Below are 17,509 nucleotides of genomic sequence, written 5' to 3' on the forward strand. Positions count from 1 at the left end.
CATGACACAGGCAAGACCCAAAATCATCGATGTTGCAGCCGGTGTTTTTGCGAAAGATAACCAGGTGCTGGTTGCCCGCCGCGCCAAGGGACAGCACCTTGCAGGAAAATGGGAATTTCCCGGCGGCAAGATTGAGCATGGAGAGACACCGGAAGAATGTCTGTGCCGCGAATTCAAGGAAGAGTTTGATGTGACGATTACGGTTGGAGAATATGTGGCCGAGAGTATCCACAAGTATCCAGACAAAAATATCCGACTCCTGGCCTATTACGTTACCTTGATTTCCGGCAATTTTACGCTCAAGGTCCACGACGCGATCAAGTGGGTGGAAATTAAACATCTCTTACAAATAAATCTGGCTGAGGCTGATATTCCCATTGCTGCTGTTCTGGAGCAACAGGAAAATCAACCGGTCCAGCCATAGCCTGCAACAGTGATAGCCAGTAAGTGGACAAGCGATTTTTCCAAACGCATTTCCTCAGAAAACCGTTGCGCTGCAACCTTTTTGAACGAGTACAAAAAAAATACTTGATTATTCAATAAGTTACACATAACAACCCATTGAAAAACTCTTCTTTTCCCGCAAAGTAATTGAACCCATCGGTTAATCGGCTAAAATGCCGAAAAGAGCTATCATACAAAGAAGTTCCGATGGCCATAGGCAAACGCAACAAGCCAGAACAGAAACCGCTCTGAATAGCGGCCAGCGATCTGCCACCCAGGAGCGGACATCCTTTTTATACCCGCCTCAACCGGCTTCTCGAGAAAGACGGTTTCGACGCCTGGCTGGAAGAAAAATGCGCTCCATACTTTGCCAAAGGCGGACGTCCTTCCATTCTTCCAGGTGTTTATTTCCGGATGCTGTTAATGACACTCCATATAGAGCCACTTCATGATCACCTTAATCGGGCCACCCGATGATCGCCGTAATGGAGCCACCCCGTGATCATCATAATCGAGCCAGCCGGTGATCAGGTTAATCGAGCCACTTTACCGGTCGTAACCGGTTCTCGGACTCCCTGACAATCTGGTATATCTCCGTGGAACAGAGCACAATCGTTTCCAGGGAGGTGTACCAATGGCCAACAGGAGGTTCGAGATGTTCCAATACCGTCAGATCCTTGCCTACATGCGCTCCGGCCAGTCGGATCGCCAGATTGCCAAAGCCGGTCTCATGGGACGAGCCAAAGCTTCGGAATTCCGTCGTATCGCAACGGAAAAGGGCTGGCTCTCCCCAAAGAGGCCTTTGCCGGATGACCACACCCTGGCTGCAGTTCTCAAGCGTCCCCGGCGCCCTGCTTCAGGTTCCATTCTGGCGCCCTACCACGAGAAGATCAAGTCTTGGCACAGGCAGGGAATCTCCGGCACCACCATTCATCAGGCACTGGTACGCGATCATGGTTTTTCCGGCAGTTATTCAGCGGTACGCCGGTACCTGCAGCAGCTGAAGAATGACTCGCCAGAGGCCACGGTCATGCTCGACTTCAAGCCGGGCGAGGTGGCCCAGGTCGACTTCGGCAAGGGGCCGAAAATCACGGATACGACCACCGGCGAGGTGTTTTCCACCTGGTTCTTTGTCATGACCCTGGCCTTCAGCCGGCATCAGTATGCCGTGATCGTCAGGGACCAAAAAATACAGACCTGGCTTGGCTGTCACCGACGGGCCTTTGAATTCTTCGGCGGTATCCCGAAAAAGGTGGTGGTCGACAACCTGAAGTCCGCCATCACCAGGGCATGCTGGCGGGATCCCAGGATCCAGCGTTCCTATGCTGAACTGGCCGAAGGCTATGGTTTCCTGGTCTCGCCCTGTCCGCCCAACGAGCCAAGGAAAAAAGGCAGGGTCGAGGCCGGAGTCAAGTATATCAAGCGCAGCTTCCTGCCTTTACGCCGATTCAGAAGCCTTGGTGATGCCAACCGCCAACTGCGCGAATGGATCATGGAGAGCGCCGGCAACCGTGTCCATGGCACTACCAGGCAGAAGCCGCTTTCCCTCTTTGCAGAAGCGGAAAAACACCTGCTCAAGCCCCTGCCGGCCAAGGTGCCGGAGCTGGCGGTCTGGTCTGCACACAAGCTGCATGGCAACTGTCATCTGCAGTTTGAAAAATGCTTTTACTCGGCACCCTACAGGCTGGTCCGCAAACAGCTCTGGGTCAAGGCCACGGAAACGACCGTCAAGATCTTTCACGATCACGAACTGGTGGCGGTTCATCCCCGGAAACACAGGCCCGGCGAGAAATCGACCATCATCGGTCACCTGCCGCCCGATGCCGTGGCCTACCTGATGCGTGACCCGCAATGGTGCCTCAGGCAGGCTGGTGTAACAGGCCCCAACTGTTTACGTCTCATCGAGTCTCTTTTCGCTCACCGAGTCCTGGACAATCTCAGGGCTGCCCAGGGAGTCATCGGCCTTGCCGGGAAGTATGGTCAGGTCCGCCTGGAAGCCGCCTGTCGGCGTGCTCTTTTCTTTGACAGTCCAAAGTACATCACGGTCAAGACCATCCTGGCAAAGGGGCTCGATCAACTGCCCGACGATCCCGTTCCCACACCCCTGCCGGCAACCTATACCGGCAAAGGACGTTTTCAAAGAACATGCTCGAGAGTGGTCACAACCTCTTCGTCCAAGGAGGACTCGATATGCATCCCATGCCCGAACTGATCCCCATGCTCAAGCAGCTGCGCCTCTCCGGGATCATGGATTCCCTGGAGATCCGGAACCGGCAGGCGATCGATGAAAAAATGGCCTATACCGACTTCCTCGCCCTCCTTATCCAGGACGAGGTGGCGCGCCGTACGCAACGAAAATTCGACATGCGGATCAGGCGCGCCGGGTTCCGCAATCAGAAAACCCTGGAGGATTTCGACTTTTCCTTCAATCCCGCCATCAACAAGGCCCAGGTAATGGACCTGGCCACCTGCCGTTTCATGGAGGAAAAGGCCTGTGTCCTGATCGTGGGCCCCTGCGGCACCGGAAAGAGTCACATCGCCCAGGCACTCGGCCATTGCGCCATCCGGCTGGGTCGTGATGTTGTCTTCACGACCCAGACAAAACTGCTCGGTCAGCTCCAGGCCGCCCGGGCCACCAACACTTACGACCGGCGCCTGAATACCCTGGCCAAGGTCGACCTGCTGATCATCGACGATTTTGGACTCAAGCCTCTCCGCACACCCCAGGACGAGGATATCCACGACCTGATCGGCGAACGGTATGAACGACGTTCGACCATCATCACCAGTAACCTGGATCTGTCCGAATGGCGTGACGCCTTTCCCAACAAACTGCTGGGTGCAGCCACCATCGACCGCATACGCCATGGCGCCTATTGCGTGGTCCTCGATGGCAAAAGTTACCGGACCACAAAACCACTGCCAAAACCCCAAAAAAAGGAGGTGGAAAAAACAGAAAAATCGTCTAAAAATTAACCACGTTCGAGAGCCCAAAATGACCACCTGAAAGTGGCCTCATTAACCCGATCATGGATGGCTCCATTAGGTGATCATTAACAGATGCTCTTTGTCGGTTACCTTCGAAGGGTTCCAGTCCGAGCGGTCCATTGCCTGGCATTGCGCCGACCGGATGTCTCTGAAAGAGTTTCTCGGCTATCAGCTGCATGAAAAGCCCCCCTGATCAGTCCAGTTCACGGTTCCTGAACGAGAGAACAAACAGTGGCGGCGCTGACATGGAGCCCAGGTTGCCTGCCGTGAGTTTCTCAAGAATCGTCACCGTTCCCGTGGCAAGGTGGCAAGCGCCTTGGCCGACTCCGATCCGAACTGGCGGAGCGCAGCTTTGCCCTGTCCGGCTGTGATGACGGAGCCGGTCAACGGATGATCTCCCTGGCCGGGGTAGGTGTTTTCAACGGACTGTTAAGATATACAGCGCAGTGTATGGATCACAATCGCGCCTCACAATCTCTATCGCACAGCGTATGCCAACAAAAATGTTTCTGATTACCATCAATCTTCAGCATTGAAGTCGGTGTCGACCTCCCTTGTTTCACGGGACGCCATAAACCCGTCCCTGGGGGCTTGACTGTGGCCATCCAGGCCACAGAAACCCGTGAAACAAGGGAGGCCGACACCTTCATCCATCGGTGGCTGAATTTCAGTGGTAATCACAAAAATGTTTGATTCCGTTCCGTTTTCGCAGGAAGCAGTGAAGATACGAAGAAAATTTAACGAGACAGCAGATAAAAGCTTCAATATTGAAAGCTAACAGACAGATATGCTGCCACTCCCGGCACTGCCGGAAAGGAGCTTTTTCAAGATGCTCGGGCACCAGCAAAACACCCCTGATTTCTACCACACCCATGCCCGGAAATACTTTGAACAAACCCGGGCCATTGATTCATCCCGGTTTCTTGGAGTGCTCGCACACAGGCTGCCCAAAGGGGCCACTGTCCTGGACATTGGCTGCGGTTCCGGGCGTGATCTTCTCTATCTGAAAAACAGTGGGTTTTGCGCAACAGGATTGGAACGTTCTGCAAAGCTTGCCGAACTTGCCCGCAAGTTTTCCGGTTGTCCTGTTATTGAGGGTGACTTTACCTGTTATGATTTTTCCAGTCTCCGGTGCGATGCGCTTGTCCTTGTCGGCGCCCTGGTGCATCTGCAGAAGCCGGAACTCGGCCCGGTACTTGGCCGGATCAGCCAGGCTCTGGAACAGGATGGCCTCATCTATCTTTCCCTGAAACATGGCAATGGACAATACAGGAACGATGATGGCCGCATCTTTACCCTCTGGCAGCATGAAGAGCTGGAAAAAATTTTTACTGGGTGCGGGTTTGTCAATCTCGATTTTTCCAGGAACAGATCTGCAATGAACCCGCACGATACCTGGCTGGGGTATCTGCTGCAGAAACAGGATACCATGTAAAATGACCGGAAAACTTGCCCATTACCTGCAATCATTATCCACCCTGCGGACCGACAAAAACAGAAACCGGTGGTCAGCCGCCACCTGTTTCAGGGCGCCGCACAAATCTTTCCTGCTCCTGTCTATTTTCGATCTGATTGCGTCAGGGTCGATTACAGAAAATTTCATCGAACCGTCGTTTGAGCTGGCAGAGACGTTTGCAGGCTACTGGTCGCTGGTAATGGCACCTGGAACATCCGGTTCCATGTCGTATCCATTTTATCATCTTGGCACCTCCGGGTTCTGGCATCTCCAGCCCCAACCTGGTTTCTCGCATAAAAGAGGACGAACCATCAGCTCGGTAAAACGACTGCGAGAGCTCTACCTTGGCGCACGGTTTGATGACGATCTCTTCCATCTGCTGATCATGGAAGAGTCCCGGGAGATACTGCGCAAGATCCTGATCACAACTTTTTTTGCGCCAGAGGTACAACCTGTCGTGACCAGGCAGGGTCTCATAAACCGTGATGCCGCACAGTACAGTGCCCACCTGTTAGCTGCAGCAGAACCGATGCCAGCCTATGTCACAGCCAGTGAGACGGATGAACAAACCAGATGCAGGGTTCGTGACCAGGGATTCCGCAGGGCCATTGTCACGCTCTATGAACACCGCTGCGCCATGTGCGGCATCCGCATGCGAACCCCGGAAGGGCACACCATTGTGGAAGCCGCCCACATTGTCCCGTGGAGCCGGAGCCACAATGACAGGCCCCAGAACGGCATGGCCCTGTGCCGGCTGTGCCACTGGTCTTTTGACAAAGGGTTAATGGGCGTTGGCAAAGAATATGAAGTGTTGATTTCGCCGGCAGTACGCCGGAACAATAACTTTCCCGGCCACATGGAAACCTTATCCGGCCGAGGTATATTCAAACCAGGTGATGCAACCTTCTGGCCGGACCAGGAATACCTGCAAATACATAGAAAAGAGCGATTCAGAAGGATATCTCACTGACAATTTCCGGGAGGGTATATTTATTTTACATTCCGTATTAAATCAAACCAGATCATGCGATATGATATCATACCATATTACATACGCAATCTCCTTCAATCGCGGCCTCAACCACTGGTTCCGGTGCCTGCTCCCTGCCGGTTATGTGACCGCCGTACCGATAGAAAATCAATTTACCTGATCTGAACATTCAATGAGTTGCTTACTTTATTCTGCGCTTGTTCAGATCAGGGTATCCTTTCAACTGGTCAGCTTCACAATTTCATCTTCAATTTCCTGCGTGAGCCGTTCCAGGATAAAGGAGTTCATACTGTATGGGGTATGATCGGCAATATATTTCAGCTTCATATAGAGTGGCTCCGGGATCCTGAGGGGAATATTCTTTTTGACATCTTCCCGAATATGCGGCTCATCCCAGGGATAAACCGTATCGGTAGTGGTTTTGGACGTGCCGGCACCTGCAGCAAAGGCATCAAGATCGATCTCTTTTTTCCTTGCCGGGGTTGAACGGAGCGGAGTTTTCTTTTTATCAGCCACCATACACCTCTTCAAATAACTGGTTCATTTCTTGAGCCGCTTTCTTGTCCTGTTTCCGTTCAACAACGGATAAACCGTCCCGGGCAGACTTGCGAAAAGCGATACGGTCGCGGATAAGCGACTCTGCCAGGGACAGGTGCTGAAAATCTTCTGCCCTGAAAAAATCCCTGGCCTCCTGGTCCTCATGGACTGCAGGATTGGTGGATACCCTGTTCAGAACTATAAAGACCTGCAGATTTTCATTTAAGCTCCGGGCCATCTCCACCAGATCATCCATTTGCTTGATCGTCCAGATATCAAACTGGAACGGCTGCACAGGAATATAGGCCCGGTCACAGACACCGAGGGAATAACGCAGCTCCATGGAATCGCGTCCACCGGCATCGATAATGATTTCATCGTAGCGCCCGGCCAGGTCACGGATCTGCGACGCCAGGCCCTTGCCGAATTTCTGTACGCAGGCAACCCTGGGTTCAACTTCTGTATCCTCCCGGACCGTAGCCCAGAAAGACGCTGTTCCCTGGCGATCTGTATCCAGCAATAGCACATCTTTTCCCTGCAGGGCCAACATGGCCGCCACATTAGTTGCCAGGGTCGTTTTACCTGTACCTCCTTTTTCGCCACCAAAGAGTACCACACTCATAAAATCATCCCGTTTCAAATAATATCATACCATATCAACCCAAACCAGGTTATACGATATAATATCATATATCATAAACAATGCAACCTGAGATAAAAAAAGCTATCCCGGAAGGAGGAGGCAGCAGGAAATCTGGCATGATGTATTCCTGAAATCCCCCCTCCCTTCAGTCCGTCCATCTAAAGCGTTCCAGGTTCATTTTCACCTTTCATGGAACTCCCTGCTGTCATATAATTGTACTATAAGGAGCTCCGGCCAAAATGAACCGGCAAGGTTCGGACATACAAGGAGGATGCCCAGTGGATAAGAGTCAATACGGACGACGAGACAGGTTAGTGCAGGAAAAACGCCATGATACGTACAAAGAAAACAAAAAATGGGCGGAACCGACCTCCTGTACAGAATGCCATGCCGTGTACATTGAAGGCCGCTGGACCTGGAATGATCTCCCCCCTGAGGCCAACGAGGTGATCTGTCCCGCCTGTCAACGTATCGCCGAAAACTACCCGGCAGGTTACCTGGAGCTGAAGGGATCCTTTTTCAAGAAGCACCAGGAGGAAATGCTCAACCTCATCCATAATGAGGAAAAGCTGGAAAAGGGTGAGCACCCCCTGGAAAGAATCATGGCAATAACCAGGGAAAATGAGCACACCCTGATAACGACTACCGGCGTTCATATTGCCCGCCGCATCGGCGAGGCAATCTCCCGTGCTTACCAGGGCGACCTCTCGTTCACCTATGGCGACGGTGAAAAAAGCATCCGCGTATTGTGGGACCGTCCCTGAAACAGATAGGGCAAGCCGGTTTGCCGGAAGACACGGAAAAATGACACTCCCACAATAAGCCCGCATGGTTTGCGAGTGACCTGGTCAAGATAAAGTGGGCCTTTTTTCAAGCGACCATTCTCCTCCGCCACTTTGCGGCAAATAGTATCGGCCCCAGATAGCCCGGCAGGGCGTGTCCCTCCCCTGCCGCCTGCTGCCCTTATTCCGTTTTGTGCCAGCAGGCATCTATGCAGACCTGGTTCCTCTCTTCGTCGGAACCGATACGGATGCCGATGCGGTCAGTCCTGTTCATGACTTTCCTCTGTTGCCCTGTCCTCCCGGCTGTGCTTGAGGATATTCTTCAGCGACTCGATGACCTTGCTGGCCTCCTTTTTAGTCAATGCATCGATTCTAAACTTCCTGTAATACTTGTTCAAAAAATTGCTGAAATGGCGCTCATCCCAACCAAGCTCGGCAACAAGATGCCGGATGAACAGTTTCTGCCTGAAGGTGAGGCCATGCCGGTTGAGCCGGTAATATCCGCTCCGGGCAAAGTAGCGCATCAAACGCCTGAACCCTTTCTCGTCCAGATCTTTTGCTGAACGTACACCGGTCTCACGCTCCAGGATATCCCGGTACTCGTCATCGGACAGACCGAGCTCCCGCTTGACAATATGAATTACGGCAAGCTTTTTTCTATCCAGTGCCATAACTGTGGCTCCTGTTCTCTTCGTATGGCAAACCGCAGATCAGTCCCTTTTCCTGCATTTTTTCATAATTTCCCGCATAAAAACGGGCAGGTCCCCCGGCACCCTGGAGGTGATCAGGTTGCCGTCCACCACCACCGCCTGATCTTTATAGTCGGCCCCTCCACTTTTCAGCTCTTCCGCCATCCCCCTGTAGCAAGTGACACGCCGTCCGGCAAGCACTCCGGCCGAGACAAGTATCTGGGGTCCATGGCAGATGGCGGCAACAGTCTTGTTCTCTGAGAAAAAATGACGGACAAGGGCAAGCAGTCTCTCATTTTCTCTCAGTTTTGCCGGGGCCTTGCCGCCGGGCAGGATGAGCAGGTCATAGGAAGACGGATCAATCTCGTCCAGGGATTTTTTTGCAGTGACTTTATACCCATGTTTGCCGGTGATGGTCCCAGCCCTGATGGAGGCGATATCGACATCAATATTTTCCTCAAGAAGTCGGTACCAGGGCACCAGCAGTTCGGTATCTTCAAACATGTCTCCACTGATGATGAGTACTTTCATGGTCCCTTGCTCCAGTACTTTTTTCTGAATTGAGCGAATGTAACCCGTCCCATCTCCTGCCTGCTCCATGGCCCCACTGTCGATGTCTTTTGGACAGAGCCTGATCGTTTTTTTCAGTATTGATGATCCATTGCCTTCAGCGGTTCACCCGGGGTCTTTCTCTTTCCCTGGTAATGGTCTGTGAAACACGGCCTTGATTGTCTCAATGGGCAGGGGAAAGACAATGGTTGTCGCATTCTCATTGGAGATATCACTCAGGGTCTGCAGGTACCTGAGCTGCAGGGCCTGTGGATTCTGGGCAATGACGTTTGCCGCAGCCAGGAGCTTTTCAGATGCCTGCAGTTCCCCTTCGGCATGGATGATCTTTGCCCGCCGTTCCCGCTCCGCTTCGGCCTGCTTGGCAATGGCCCGGATCATGTTTTCATTGAGATCCACATGCTTCATCTCGACGTTGGTCACCTTGATCCCCCATGCGTCCGACTGTTTGTCGATTATCTGCTGGAGATCGGCATTCATTTTTTCCCTTTCCGATAGCATCTCGTCGAGCTCATGCTGGCCCAGCACCGAGCGCAGAGTGGTCTGGGCAAGCTGACTGGTGGCATTGTAATAATCCTCCACCTGGATAATTGCCTTTTCCGGATCGACCACCCGAAAATAGAGGACCGCATTGACCCGAACTGTAACATTATCCCGGGAGATCACATCCTGGCTTGGCACATCCATGGTGATCACCCGCAGATCCACCCGCCGCATCTGCTGGATCCCAGGGATAACCAATCTCAACCCCGGCTTTTTCACCGTCTGAAAACGGCCAAGGAAAAAGACCACCAGCCGTTGATATTCTACGACAATCTTCAACGAAAGGGCTATCAAGGCAAAGACCAGGGCGATTGGAAAGGCTACGTATGCAATTGTCATATCACTCCACCTCCTTTAAAGGTTCCACGGATAGTTGCAGGCCTTCCTGAGCGAGGATCCTGACCTTTTCTCCCTTTTTCATGGGAGTCGTACTGCGAGCCTGCCAGGATTCACCAAGGACCCAGACCCGTCCATTTTCTGTAAAATCGTCCATAACCACACCAACCGCATCGAGCATTCGCTCCTCGCCGGTTGTCACCCTCCTGCTTCGCATGGTCAGCAGCTTGCCCATAAGCCAGAGGATGCAGCCAAAAGAGACCAGGGCAGTGCCTCCGATCAGCAGCAGAGAAATCTGCTGTCCCTTTTCATCCATCAGAATGACAGAACCAAAGACAAAGGCGGTCAGACCGCCTATACCCAGGACGCCGAAGCTTGGAGTAAGGGCCTCACCAACCATAAAGGAAAGGCCAAGAAGGACGAGAGCAAATCCGGCGTAATTGACCGGGAGTACCTGGAAGGCATACAGGGCCAGGAGCAGTGCGGACCCTCCCACAACCCCGGGCAGGATATATCCCGGGTTGGCCAGCTCGAAAATGAGACCATAAATACCAAGAAGCATGAGGATATAGGCGATATTGGGATCGCCAATTACCATCAGCAGCCTGGTTCGCCAGTCTTTCTCTACATGAACAAGACGGAGATTGCCTGTATCCAACAGTTGACGGCCTGACTCCAGTACCACCTCCCGGCCATTGAGCTGGGCGAGCAGGTCTGCAACACTTTCTGCCATCAGGTCAATAACCCCCAGGCGCAAGGCTTCTTCCGCGCTTATACTCACCGCCTCCCTGACCGCTCTGGCAGCCCACTCCCTGTTCCTGCCGTGTCTTTCCGCAAGAGATGTGATATAGGCCTCGGCGTCATTCACTATCTTCTGGTCAAGGGTAGTTCCCTGCGTTTTCTGATTCTTCTCCCCTTCCGTGTCATCCCGAGGCCCGCGTTCTTTCTCCATACCCGGCAGGGTGATGATACGCACCGGGGTCGCGGCACCAAGATTTGTGGCCGGGGCCATGGCCGCCACATGGCTTGCATACAGAATATAGGTACCGGCACTGGCCGCCCGTGCGCCGGCCGGGGCGACATACGTCACCACCGGCACCGGGGAGGCCAGGATATTCTTGATGATTTCCCGCATGGCAAGGTCAAGTCCGCCCGGGGTGTCAAGCTGAAGGATAAAGAGCCGGGCCCTGGCACTTGCGGCCTTTTCAAGGCCACGTCCCACAAAATCGCTGACACCGGGACCGATGGCTCCCTTGACTTCAAGAACAAAGGCGGTTGGCTCACTCTCTGCGCTCCATCCGCTTGTTACAGGATACTGGGCAAAGAGAGCCATGGTGAGCAAGGCGGGAAAGAAAACAGCTCTCAGGGCATGTTTTAAACGCGCGGCTGAAAAGATAATCAGCAACTGAGCTGTGGTGAAATAATGTCTCATCATGGGAGGCCTGTGTTTCATTTATGATTGTCTTTTCATCCCTATCCCCTCTTCCCTGCTCATCAGCCCAGGAGACGGACCAGAAAAAGGCTCAACAGGGGAAAATAGGTGATAATGACCAGGGTGAGCATCAACAGGGCAAGGAAGGGCATGGTTGCGCTGTAGAGCTGAATCACCGGCCGTTCAAAGCGGTAGCTGGCCAGAAAGAGGTTGAGTCCCACCGGCGGCGTACAGTAGCCGATCTGCAGGTTGGTCAGGAAGATTATGCCAAGGTGGATCAGGTCGACATCGTAGCCCCTGGCAATGGGGACAATGAGCGGGACCACCAGCACCAGGGCGGAAAAGATATCCAGCATCGAGCCGACAACCAGCAGGAAGATGTTCAGCAGCAGAAGAAAGGTGTACTTGCTGGATATATACTGGCGGATAAGTTCAAACAGCCGCATGGGCACCTCCTGGTCCACCAGGAAGTTGGTCGCGGCCATGGATGCGGCGAGGATCACCAGGATACCGCCAAAGAGCATCATGGACTTTACCATGAGCCGAGGCAGTTGCTGCAGGTCGATATCCCGGTACAGAAAGACCTCGACCACCAGCACATAGAGGGCGGTTATAGCTGCCGCCTCTCCGGCCACCAGGAAACCACCGTAAATTCCTCCAAGAACAATAACAGGCAGGGGCAGTTCCCAGGCAGCCTCTTTCAGGCCGGCGAGTATTGCCAGGCCGGTTATCCGTTTCTGCTGCTCCCTCTTGCGAGGGTTCTTGTACATGGAGTAGGCCACCAGCAGGGTGAGCATAAAGATCCCCGGCACGATACCGGCCAGAAACAGGTGGTCGATCCGGGTCTCGGCAATGACGCCGTACAGGATCAGCGGCAGACTGGGCGGGAACAGCAGACCGAGACTGCCGGACGAGGTAATCAGGCCCAGAGAAAATTTTTCCGAGTACCGGTCCCTGATAAGTGCTGGAAACAGCAGACCGCCCAGGGCAAAGATGGTCACCCCTGAGGCGCCGGTGAAGGCGGTAAAGACCGCGCAGACCAGCAGCGAGACAACGGCCAGCCCGCCGGGCAGCCATCCCAGCAGAAGGTGGGACAGCCTGAGCAGACGTTTGGGCGTGCCGCTTTCGGACAGGATGGTACCGGCAAAGATAAACAGGGGCAGGGCAAGTAAAAGTGGAGTATCCGCCAGGCGTGACATCTCAATGATCACCACCGAGATGTCGATATCCACACTGGAAAACGAGAGCAGGGCCACACCTGCTATCACAATAAATAACGGACTGCCCAGCAGAGCCAGAACCAGAGTGAGCAGCTTGAGACCGTTCACGGTCCACTTCCTGCTTCGTTGCCCCGGGAGGATTGGGAGGCAAGTAGCCGGATATCAGCTGCAATTGCCAGGAGAAAGTGTATGGTGATCAGCCCAAAGGCCGTGGGGAAAATCAGGTTCCAGATCCAGGAGGGGACGGTCAGCAGGGGGTAGCTGCCAAAGAGCACCTCGTTGCGGACAAAGATGACCGCCGCCCAGGTAAGGACTGCGGCGACAAGGGAGGAAAAGAGGTCAATAACCAGCCCTATCCATGGTTTTACCTGCTCCGGCGCCAGGTAGCCAACCACATCAATGGCAATATGCTTTTTTTCCCTGGTTGCCACCACTGCACCGAGCATGCCGCACCACAGGACGAGGTAACGCAGCAGCGGGTCGGCCCAGAGCAGACCGCTTGAAAAGAATGTGCGCAGGCCGATCTGCAGGCAGGCAAGCACGATCATCGCCACAAGCAGCAGGCAGAGCAGGCCGTCTATCAGCCGCTTTTCAAAGGTCAAAATCTGACGGGCAACCTGTCTGTGGCTCATGGGATACTTCCGGCTCAGTTTATGAGGTCTTGTGGTATCCTGCTTCCCTCTATTTTCTCTTATAGGCCTGGTTCCTGTAGTCGTCCAGCAGTTTCATGGTTGTCTTATAGATTTGCGGACTGAAGGCTGTGCCCTGCACCCGCTGTACCGTTTCTTCGCGCATATTGCGCAGATCTTCAACATCTCCCGGATCAGGAAGGACCATGGAGATCCCGTTATCCTGTAACACCTGCCTGGAGTCGCTGTTGCTTTTTCTGGTATCGGTGATGAGCAGGCTGAAATGCTTTCTAGCTGTTTCCTTGATCATCGACCGATAGGATTCAGGCAGCCTGGCAAATCTTTTACGATCCAGCAACAGGCAACCATAGGCGTAGGCAAAGGGAATGTCCGAGATATATTTTGTTTTGGTGAACCACTGCAGGACAATGGCGCCGTACAGGGAATTAAAGACCGTTTCCACCATGCCGGTCTGCAGGGAGGTGAGCACATCGGGAATGCCCAGGGGCAGCGGAGTGATACCCAGGGTTTCAAGATAGGCTATACTGACGGGATCACCTTCCGGGGCCCATATCTTGCTCTTTTTCAGCTCGCTCAGAGTGGATACCGGCGAAATGGACATGGAGTAGACAAACCCCACCTCGGTCATGGCAATGAGTTCCAGGCCCTTCGCGGCAAAGGCCTTGCTGAAAAAGGGCCAAAGCCCCTCCATCACATGATCGACCTCCTCGTAGGAACGAAAGAGAAAGGGAATACCCATGACTCGGAAATCCGGCACCACGGTGCCGATGCCGGTCATGGTAAAGCCGCCGCCATGCAGCTGGCCTATCCGCATTTTACGGTACATGGCCCGGTCATCTCCCATGATACCGCCAGGGTATACCTTGAACCCCACCTCACCGTTACTCTTCTCCTCGACCTCTGCAGCGAAATCGTGAAACCGCTTGGTCCAGATACTGCCTTCCGGAGCAATGGTCGCCACCTTGAACAGATATTTGGTTCTGGCCTGCGCCTGGCTGCAGATAAGCAGAGCACAGAACAGAAAGGCCAGCAGTTGGAAATTTCGCTTACAGCAATACACGGTTCCCTCCTAAAAAAACTGGTCTGTCTGGTCGAGCAGCCTGGCTGCATTCCGTTTGGCCACCTGATTGGCAAGGGCAATATCCGGCTGGCTTTCCAGGGGAAAGTCAAGTACCTCCTGCAGCAAATCGACAAAAAGCTCACGGTCAAAGGCCATCCGGGCGTAGGTTTGGGCATAGAGAACAAGGGCCGGAAGAAACTGCCTGTTGCTGATGGCAAGGGCCTGTTCAAAATGGCGGCGGCTTGCCTCGGGTTTTCCCCCGAGAAGCGGCGGTTTGGAACCATAATATGCGCCAAGAAAGAGATGGGCAGCGCCGTAGTAGCAGGTCTCGTCCAGTTCAAGAACCCGCAGCATGATCTGCTCCACCCGGACCAGCTGCGCCAGGGATTCCGGTGACCCTTCCTGATGGCGAATCCATGTCGCCCAGCCGTTACCGGCCCAGAACAGCAGGTCTACGTCACCCCTGTCCAGATCGGTCAGGGTCTGCTGCAGGTCGGATAAGGGCAGAGTGCAGACTCTCTGAAGATCATCACTGTTCCACAGCAGAGACAGGCCGTACAACCTGGCCTTGATGCTTACCGTGGCTGCCCGGTCCGGTTTGCTGCAGGCATCAAGGGCGGCGGCATAACCGGTAAAGGCCTGGGTGGCTGTTATCAGCAGTTTTTTGTCATTGGGGGCGGATGCGACCATGCTGTCAATCATCAGCAGGAAGGCGGGCGTTCCCTCACAGACAAGGTCAATATCCGTCTGGCGCTGCAGGTTGGCCACTGTCGGACGCATGAGCGAACCGATCACCATCCTGGCGCAGCCGCTCAGGATGGGAAAAAGAGCGAGAAGAACGATTATCCGTAAATATCGAATTATCATATAAAATTTTATCAGCCGCAGAGCATGCTTGTCAAGATAAGTCAGCAAAAGGCCGTGAAAATGGCAACGTTATCATTAAATCATGCCCATGGAGAAACGGAACTTTCATTTATTCGGCAGTCGCAGAGTAAGGAGTTCGACAGGCAGGGAATTACTCCCTTTGATCTCAAGACCCGCTACCCAAATTCGGGAAAACCGGGAGACAACAAATCAGGAATATTAACCTTTATTCATGAGTCAGGTTAGTCTCCCCAGAACTACCTCCGATGCAGCATCACATTTTCACGGCCTTTTTCATTTCCCAAGTGGCTGGTTCGCCAGTTTCCCCCTCCACTGCCAACCATACCAGCGCCATGGCGATGCTCAAGAACAAGGCGGATATCCGGGGCATGAAGAAGCTACCTGGTCACACAGTAAAAGTTGGTATTCACTCCTGTCCAGCGAGATCCTCAATGGTGCGGGCAAGACCGGTCACCACCCGGGCCAGCCGTTCATAGTCGAGTTTTTCTGGAGTGTCCGCAGGGGTATGATAGGGGGCATAGCGATAAAAAGCGGTATCGGTGACCATGATGGCAGGATAGCCTTCCTTCCAGAAGGACGAATGATCGGACCAACCGACCCCGGTGATAAAACTGATAAAACTCGGCACCGCTATACCCTGGGATGGGAAAGAGGCATGACGACGAAATGAGCCGATGGCCCGGCGGACAAGGTGGTGTGAGCGGAGATTGCCGACAAAACCTATGAAATTTGCAGTGTCAGGATAAAAGAGGGAAAGAGGAAATGGGTACTGCTGGCTGCCGGGCTCGTCACGATAATAGCCCATGGTCTCCAGGGAAAGCATGGCCACGATCTTTTCCTGCCGCTTACGGGTCCTGGCCGCATAGTGGCGGCTGCCCATATCCTTGCTGAAGAAAAAAGGAGGTTCCTCGTTGGCAAAGGCCACCAGACGGACGGTGCGAAGTGGCCGGACGTCGGCAAGCAGCCGGGCCAGTTCCAGCAAGGCAGCAACGCCTGAACCGTTGTCATTGGCGCCGGGACAACCGGAGACCGTGTCGTAATGGGCCCCGATCACCACTATTTCCTCCGGCTGGAGGCTGCCGGCGATCTCGACCTCCAGGTTGACCGCAGTGACATTGTACGCGGTAAATTCCTGCTGCCGGACCGTATATCCCAGGTCGGCCAGCACCTCCTCCAGGTAACCGGCCGTGGCGGCCATGGAGGAGGCCCGCCAGATATTGCGGGGACCGATATCCCGGGCCAGGGTGGAGACATGGCGTCTGAGCAGTTCGGATGTTTGCCGCTCCTGCGGGGTCAGCGGCGGCAACGGGCCGCTGAAGGAGGAACCGGGCATGTGGCTGAAGAAAAAAATACCGCTGCCAGGCACCAGGGCAAGAATGACCAACCGGGCCAGGGCCGCCAGCCATTGTCGGGCACCATGCGGATACAGTGAGAATTTCATTTGACCCACGCTGACAAAAATCCATCCAGCTCCTGCGTATAGGTCCGGCCGGCCAGGAGAAAACCATCGTTATGGCCGCCGCGGAGTTCCAAAAACTGCTTCGGTTCATTGGCTGCTGCGTACAGTGCCTGGCCATGACTGAAAGGGATAATCTCGTCGTCCCGGCTGTGCACCACCAGTACCGGGCACGACACCCTCTGCAACTGCTGCTGAACATTGTAGTCAAGCCGACTCAACCATCTGGCTGGCAGGAAAGGATACAGTTCTGCCGCTATGTCGGGCACGGAGGTAAAACATGATTCAACGATCAGTGCTCCGGGGGTGTGCACAGTGGCCTGATGGGCCGCCACAGCAGCGCCGAGCGAACGGCCGAACAGAATGATGCGCGACGGTGCTATGGAGCGCTCCCGGGTCAGATAGAGCCAGGCAGCCTCCGCATCCAGGTAGGTGCCTGCCTCGGAAGGCCGGCCCTGGCTGCGGCCGTAGCCCCGGTAGTCAAAGATCAGGGTGCTGAACCCCAGCCTGTGGAACAGCAGCAGTGAATCAAGGCGGTGGGAGATGTTGCCGGCATTGCCGTGGCAGAACAGGATAACACCCCGTTTTTCAGGCGCGGGAATGAACCAGCCGTCCAGGTGGATGTTGTCGCTGGTCACCAGGTCGACCGGCTCATAGGCCAGTCCCACCGCAGACGGTGATCTCTCCACGGCGCGGGAGGGGAGGTTTGGCAGAAACAGCAGCCGGCTCTGGTAGAAATACAAAAAAACCAGGAAAAGACCGTAGCCGAGCACGGCCATCAGCAGGATGTCGGCCAAACCGTTCATTGCCATGCGTCCACGCATTTA

19 protein-coding genes are annotated in these 17,509 nt (G+C 54.2%); 7 read left to right on the forward strand and 12 right to left on the reverse strand.

Translation table 11 applies throughout. The features are described from left to right. The first annotated feature begins 1 nt into the window (after window position 1). From mutT to GF1_RS11195, 5 genes are all read left to right on the forward strand, one after another. Window positions 2-424 carry an 8-oxo-dGTP diphosphatase MutT gene (mutT, locus tag GF1_RS11175; RefSeq protein WP_267926632.1) on the forward strand — a complete coding sequence of 141 codons (423 nt, stop codon included), beginning with the start codon at window positions 2-4 and terminating at the stop codon, window positions 422-424. Window positions 425-1,099: 675 nt separating this feature from the next. Continuing rightward, on the forward strand, window positions 1,100-2,656 hold the full coding sequence (istA, locus tag GF1_RS11180) for an IS21 family transposase (RefSeq protein ID WP_267926633.1): 1,557 nt from the start codon (window positions 1,100-1,102) through the stop codon (window positions 2,654-2,656). Next, window positions 2,635-3,420, forward strand: a complete 786-nt coding sequence (gene istB / locus GF1_RS11185) for an IS21-like element helper ATPase IstB (RefSeq protein WP_267926634.1) — start codon at window positions 2,635-2,637, stop codon at window positions 3,418-3,420. Before istA ends, istB begins: the two co-directional genes overlap by 22 nt. Window positions 3,421-4,219: 799 nt before the next feature. Continuing rightward, the gene (locus GF1_RS11190; RefSeq protein ID WP_267926635.1) at window positions 4,220-4,867 is read left to right on the forward strand and encodes a class I SAM-dependent methyltransferase; all 648 of its coding nucleotides are present in this window, start codon (window positions 4,220-4,222) and stop codon (window positions 4,865-4,867) included. 1 nt (window position 4,868) lies between these two features. After that, window positions 4,869-5,858, forward strand: a complete 990-nt coding sequence (locus tag GF1_RS11195) for an HNH endonuclease (RefSeq protein WP_267926636.1) — start codon at window positions 4,869-4,871, stop codon at window positions 5,856-5,858. A 240-nt stretch (window positions 5,859-6,098) separates the two neighbouring features. On the opposite strand, the gene GF1_RS11200 is transcribed toward GF1_RS11195, so the two are convergent. Both GF1_RS11200 and GF1_RS11205 read right to left on the reverse strand, forming a co-directional pair. Beyond that, entirely contained in the window at window positions 6,099-6,398 is a 300-nt protein-coding gene (locus tag GF1_RS11200; RefSeq protein ID WP_267926637.1) for a hypothetical protein, read from the reverse strand. Then, complete coding sequence (locus GF1_RS11205; protein ID WP_267926638.1) at window positions 6,388-7,038, reverse strand: nucleotide-binding protein; 651 nt, start codon at window positions 7,036-7,038, stop codon at window positions 6,388-6,390. Before GF1_RS11205 ends, GF1_RS11200 begins: the two co-directional genes overlap by 11 nt. A gap of 260 nt (window positions 7,039-7,298) precedes the next feature. Here GF1_RS11205 and GF1_RS11210 point away from each other — a divergent pair, with 260 nt between their 5' ends. Then, on the forward strand, window positions 7,299-7,823 hold the full coding sequence (locus GF1_RS11210; protein ID WP_267926639.1) for a BCAM0308 family protein: 525 nt from the start codon (window positions 7,299-7,301) through the stop codon (window positions 7,821-7,823). Between the two features lie 278 nt (window positions 7,824-8,101). Here the strand turns inward: GF1_RS11210 and GF1_RS11215 are convergent, their stop codons facing one another. From GF1_RS11215 to GF1_RS11250, 8 genes are all read right to left on the reverse strand, one after another. Beyond that, on the reverse strand, window positions 8,102-8,512 hold the full coding sequence (locus GF1_RS11215; RefSeq protein ID WP_267926640.1) for a regulatory protein GemA: 411 nt from the start codon (window positions 8,510-8,512) through the stop codon (window positions 8,102-8,104). Window positions 8,513-8,551: 39 nt separating this feature from the next. Continuing rightward, window positions 8,552-9,061: a DJ-1/PfpI/YhbO family deglycase/protease gene (locus GF1_RS11220; RefSeq protein ID WP_267926641.1), complete on the reverse strand. Its 510-nt coding sequence runs from the start codon at window positions 9,059-9,061 to the stop codon at window positions 8,552-8,554. Between the two features lie 144 nt (window positions 9,062-9,205). Further along, the gene (locus tag GF1_RS11225; RefSeq protein WP_267926643.1) at window positions 9,206-9,979 is read right to left on the reverse strand and encodes a slipin family protein; all 774 of its coding nucleotides are present in this window, start codon (window positions 9,977-9,979) and stop codon (window positions 9,206-9,208) included. Between the two features lies 1 nt (window position 9,980). Next, a complete protein-coding gene (locus GF1_RS11230; protein ID WP_267926644.1) occupies window positions 9,981-11,429 on the reverse strand; it encodes an NfeD family protein in 1,449 nt (482 codons plus the stop codon). Between the two features lie 41 nt (window positions 11,430-11,470). Next, window positions 11,471-12,736 (reverse strand): TRAP transporter large permease, encoded by a 1,266-nt coding sequence (locus GF1_RS11235; RefSeq protein ID WP_267926646.1) that lies wholly within the window; start codon window positions 12,734-12,736, stop codon window positions 11,471-11,473. Continuing rightward, window positions 12,733-13,260 (reverse strand): TRAP transporter small permease, encoded by a 528-nt coding sequence (locus GF1_RS11240; protein WP_267926648.1) that lies wholly within the window; start codon window positions 13,258-13,260, stop codon window positions 12,733-12,735. The genes GF1_RS11235 and GF1_RS11240 overlap by 4 nt, the downstream gene beginning before the upstream one ends. Before the next feature lie 49 nt (window positions 13,261-13,309). Continuing rightward, on the reverse strand, window positions 13,310-14,338 hold the full coding sequence (locus GF1_RS11245; RefSeq protein WP_267926650.1) for a TRAP transporter substrate-binding protein: 1,029 nt from the start codon (window positions 14,336-14,338) through the stop codon (window positions 13,310-13,312). Between the two features lie 9 nt (window positions 14,339-14,347). After that, window positions 14,348-15,205, reverse strand: coding sequence for a TRAP transporter TatT component family protein (locus GF1_RS11250; RefSeq protein WP_267926651.1), 858 nt, complete (start codon window positions 15,203-15,205; stop codon window positions 14,348-14,350). A gap of 24 nt (window positions 15,206-15,229) precedes the next feature. Between GF1_RS11250 and GF1_RS11255 the strand changes: the two genes are divergently transcribed. After that, window positions 15,230-15,451 carry a hypothetical protein gene (locus GF1_RS11255; protein WP_267926652.1) on the forward strand — a complete coding sequence of 74 codons (222 nt, stop codon included), beginning with the start codon at window positions 15,230-15,232 and terminating at the stop codon, window positions 15,449-15,451. Between the two features lie 181 nt (window positions 15,452-15,632). On the opposite strand, the gene GF1_RS11260 is transcribed toward GF1_RS11255, so the two are convergent. Together GF1_RS11260 and GF1_RS11265 are read right to left on the reverse strand one after the other, a co-directional pair. Further along, window positions 15,633-16,667 (reverse strand): M28 family peptidase, encoded by a 1,035-nt coding sequence (locus GF1_RS11260; RefSeq protein WP_267926653.1) that lies wholly within the window; start codon window positions 16,665-16,667, stop codon window positions 15,633-15,635. Beyond that, window positions 16,664-17,488 (reverse strand): alpha/beta hydrolase, encoded by an 825-nt coding sequence (locus GF1_RS11265; RefSeq protein WP_267926654.1) that lies wholly within the window; start codon window positions 17,486-17,488, stop codon window positions 16,664-16,666. The genes GF1_RS11260 and GF1_RS11265 overlap by 4 nt, the downstream gene beginning before the upstream one ends. Window positions 17,489-17,509: the final 21 nt, after the last annotated feature.

The organism is Desulfolithobacter dissulfuricans (assembly GCF_025998535.1).
GTDB classification, from domain to species: domain Bacteria; phylum Desulfobacterota; class Desulfobulbia; order Desulfobulbales; family Desulfobulbaceae; genus Desulfolithobacter; species Desulfolithobacter dissulfuricans.

Coding starts and splice junctions, on each gene's coding strand:
- mutT (WP_267926632.1), top strand. CDS start 2: ATGACACAGGCAAGACCCAAAATCATCGATGTTGCAGCCGGTGTTTTT.
- istA (WP_267926633.1), top strand. CDS start 1,100: ATGTTCCAATACCGTCAGATCCTTGCCTACATGCGCTCCGGCCAGTCG.
- istB (WP_267926634.1), top strand. CDS start 2,635: ATGCATCCCATGCCCGAACTGATCCCCATGCTCAAGCAGCTGCGCCTC.
- GF1_RS11190 (WP_267926635.1), top strand. CDS start 4,220: ATGCTGCCACTCCCGGCACTGCCGGAAAGGAGCTTTTTCAAGATGCTC.
- GF1_RS11195 (WP_267926636.1), top strand. CDS start 4,869: ATGACCGGAAAACTTGCCCATTACCTGCAATCATTATCCACCCTGCGG.
- GF1_RS11200 (WP_267926637.1), bottom strand. CDS start 6,398: ATGGTGGCTGATAAAAAGAAAACTCCGCTCCGTTCAACCCCGGCAAGG.
- GF1_RS11205 (WP_267926638.1), bottom strand. CDS start 7,038: ATGAGTGTGGTACTCTTTGGTGGCGAAAAAGGAGGTACAGGTAAAACG.
- GF1_RS11210 (WP_267926639.1), top strand. CDS start 7,299: ATGAACCGGCAAGGTTCGGACATACAAGGAGGATGCCCAGTGGATAAG.
- GF1_RS11215 (WP_267926640.1), bottom strand. CDS start 8,512: ATGGCACTGGATAGAAAAAAGCTTGCCGTAATTCATATTGTCAAGCGG.
- GF1_RS11220 (WP_267926641.1), bottom strand. CDS start 9,061: ATGAAAGTACTCATCATCAGTGGAGACATGTTTGAAGATACCGAACTG.
- GF1_RS11225 (WP_267926643.1), bottom strand. CDS start 9,979: ATGACAATTGCATACGTAGCCTTTCCAATCGCCCTGGTCTTTGCCTTG.
- GF1_RS11230 (WP_267926644.1), bottom strand. CDS start 11,429: ATGAAACACAGGCCTCCCATGATGAGACATTATTTCACCACAGCTCAG.
- GF1_RS11240 (WP_267926648.1), bottom strand. CDS start 13,260: ATGAGCCACAGACAGGTTGCCCGTCAGATTTTGACCTTTGAAAAGCGG.
- GF1_RS11250 (WP_267926651.1), bottom strand. CDS start 15,205: ATGATAATTCGATATTTACGGATAATCGTTCTTCTCGCTCTTTTTCCC.
- GF1_RS11255 (WP_267926652.1), top strand. CDS start 15,230: ATGCTTGTCAAGATAAGTCAGCAAAAGGCCGTGAAAATGGCAACGTTA.
- GF1_RS11260 (WP_267926653.1), bottom strand. CDS start 16,667: ATGAAATTCTCACTGTATCCGCATGGTGCCCGACAATGGCTGGCGGCC.
- GF1_RS11265 (WP_267926654.1), bottom strand. CDS start 17,488: ATGAACGGTTTGGCCGACATCCTGCTGATGGCCGTGCTCGGCTACGGT.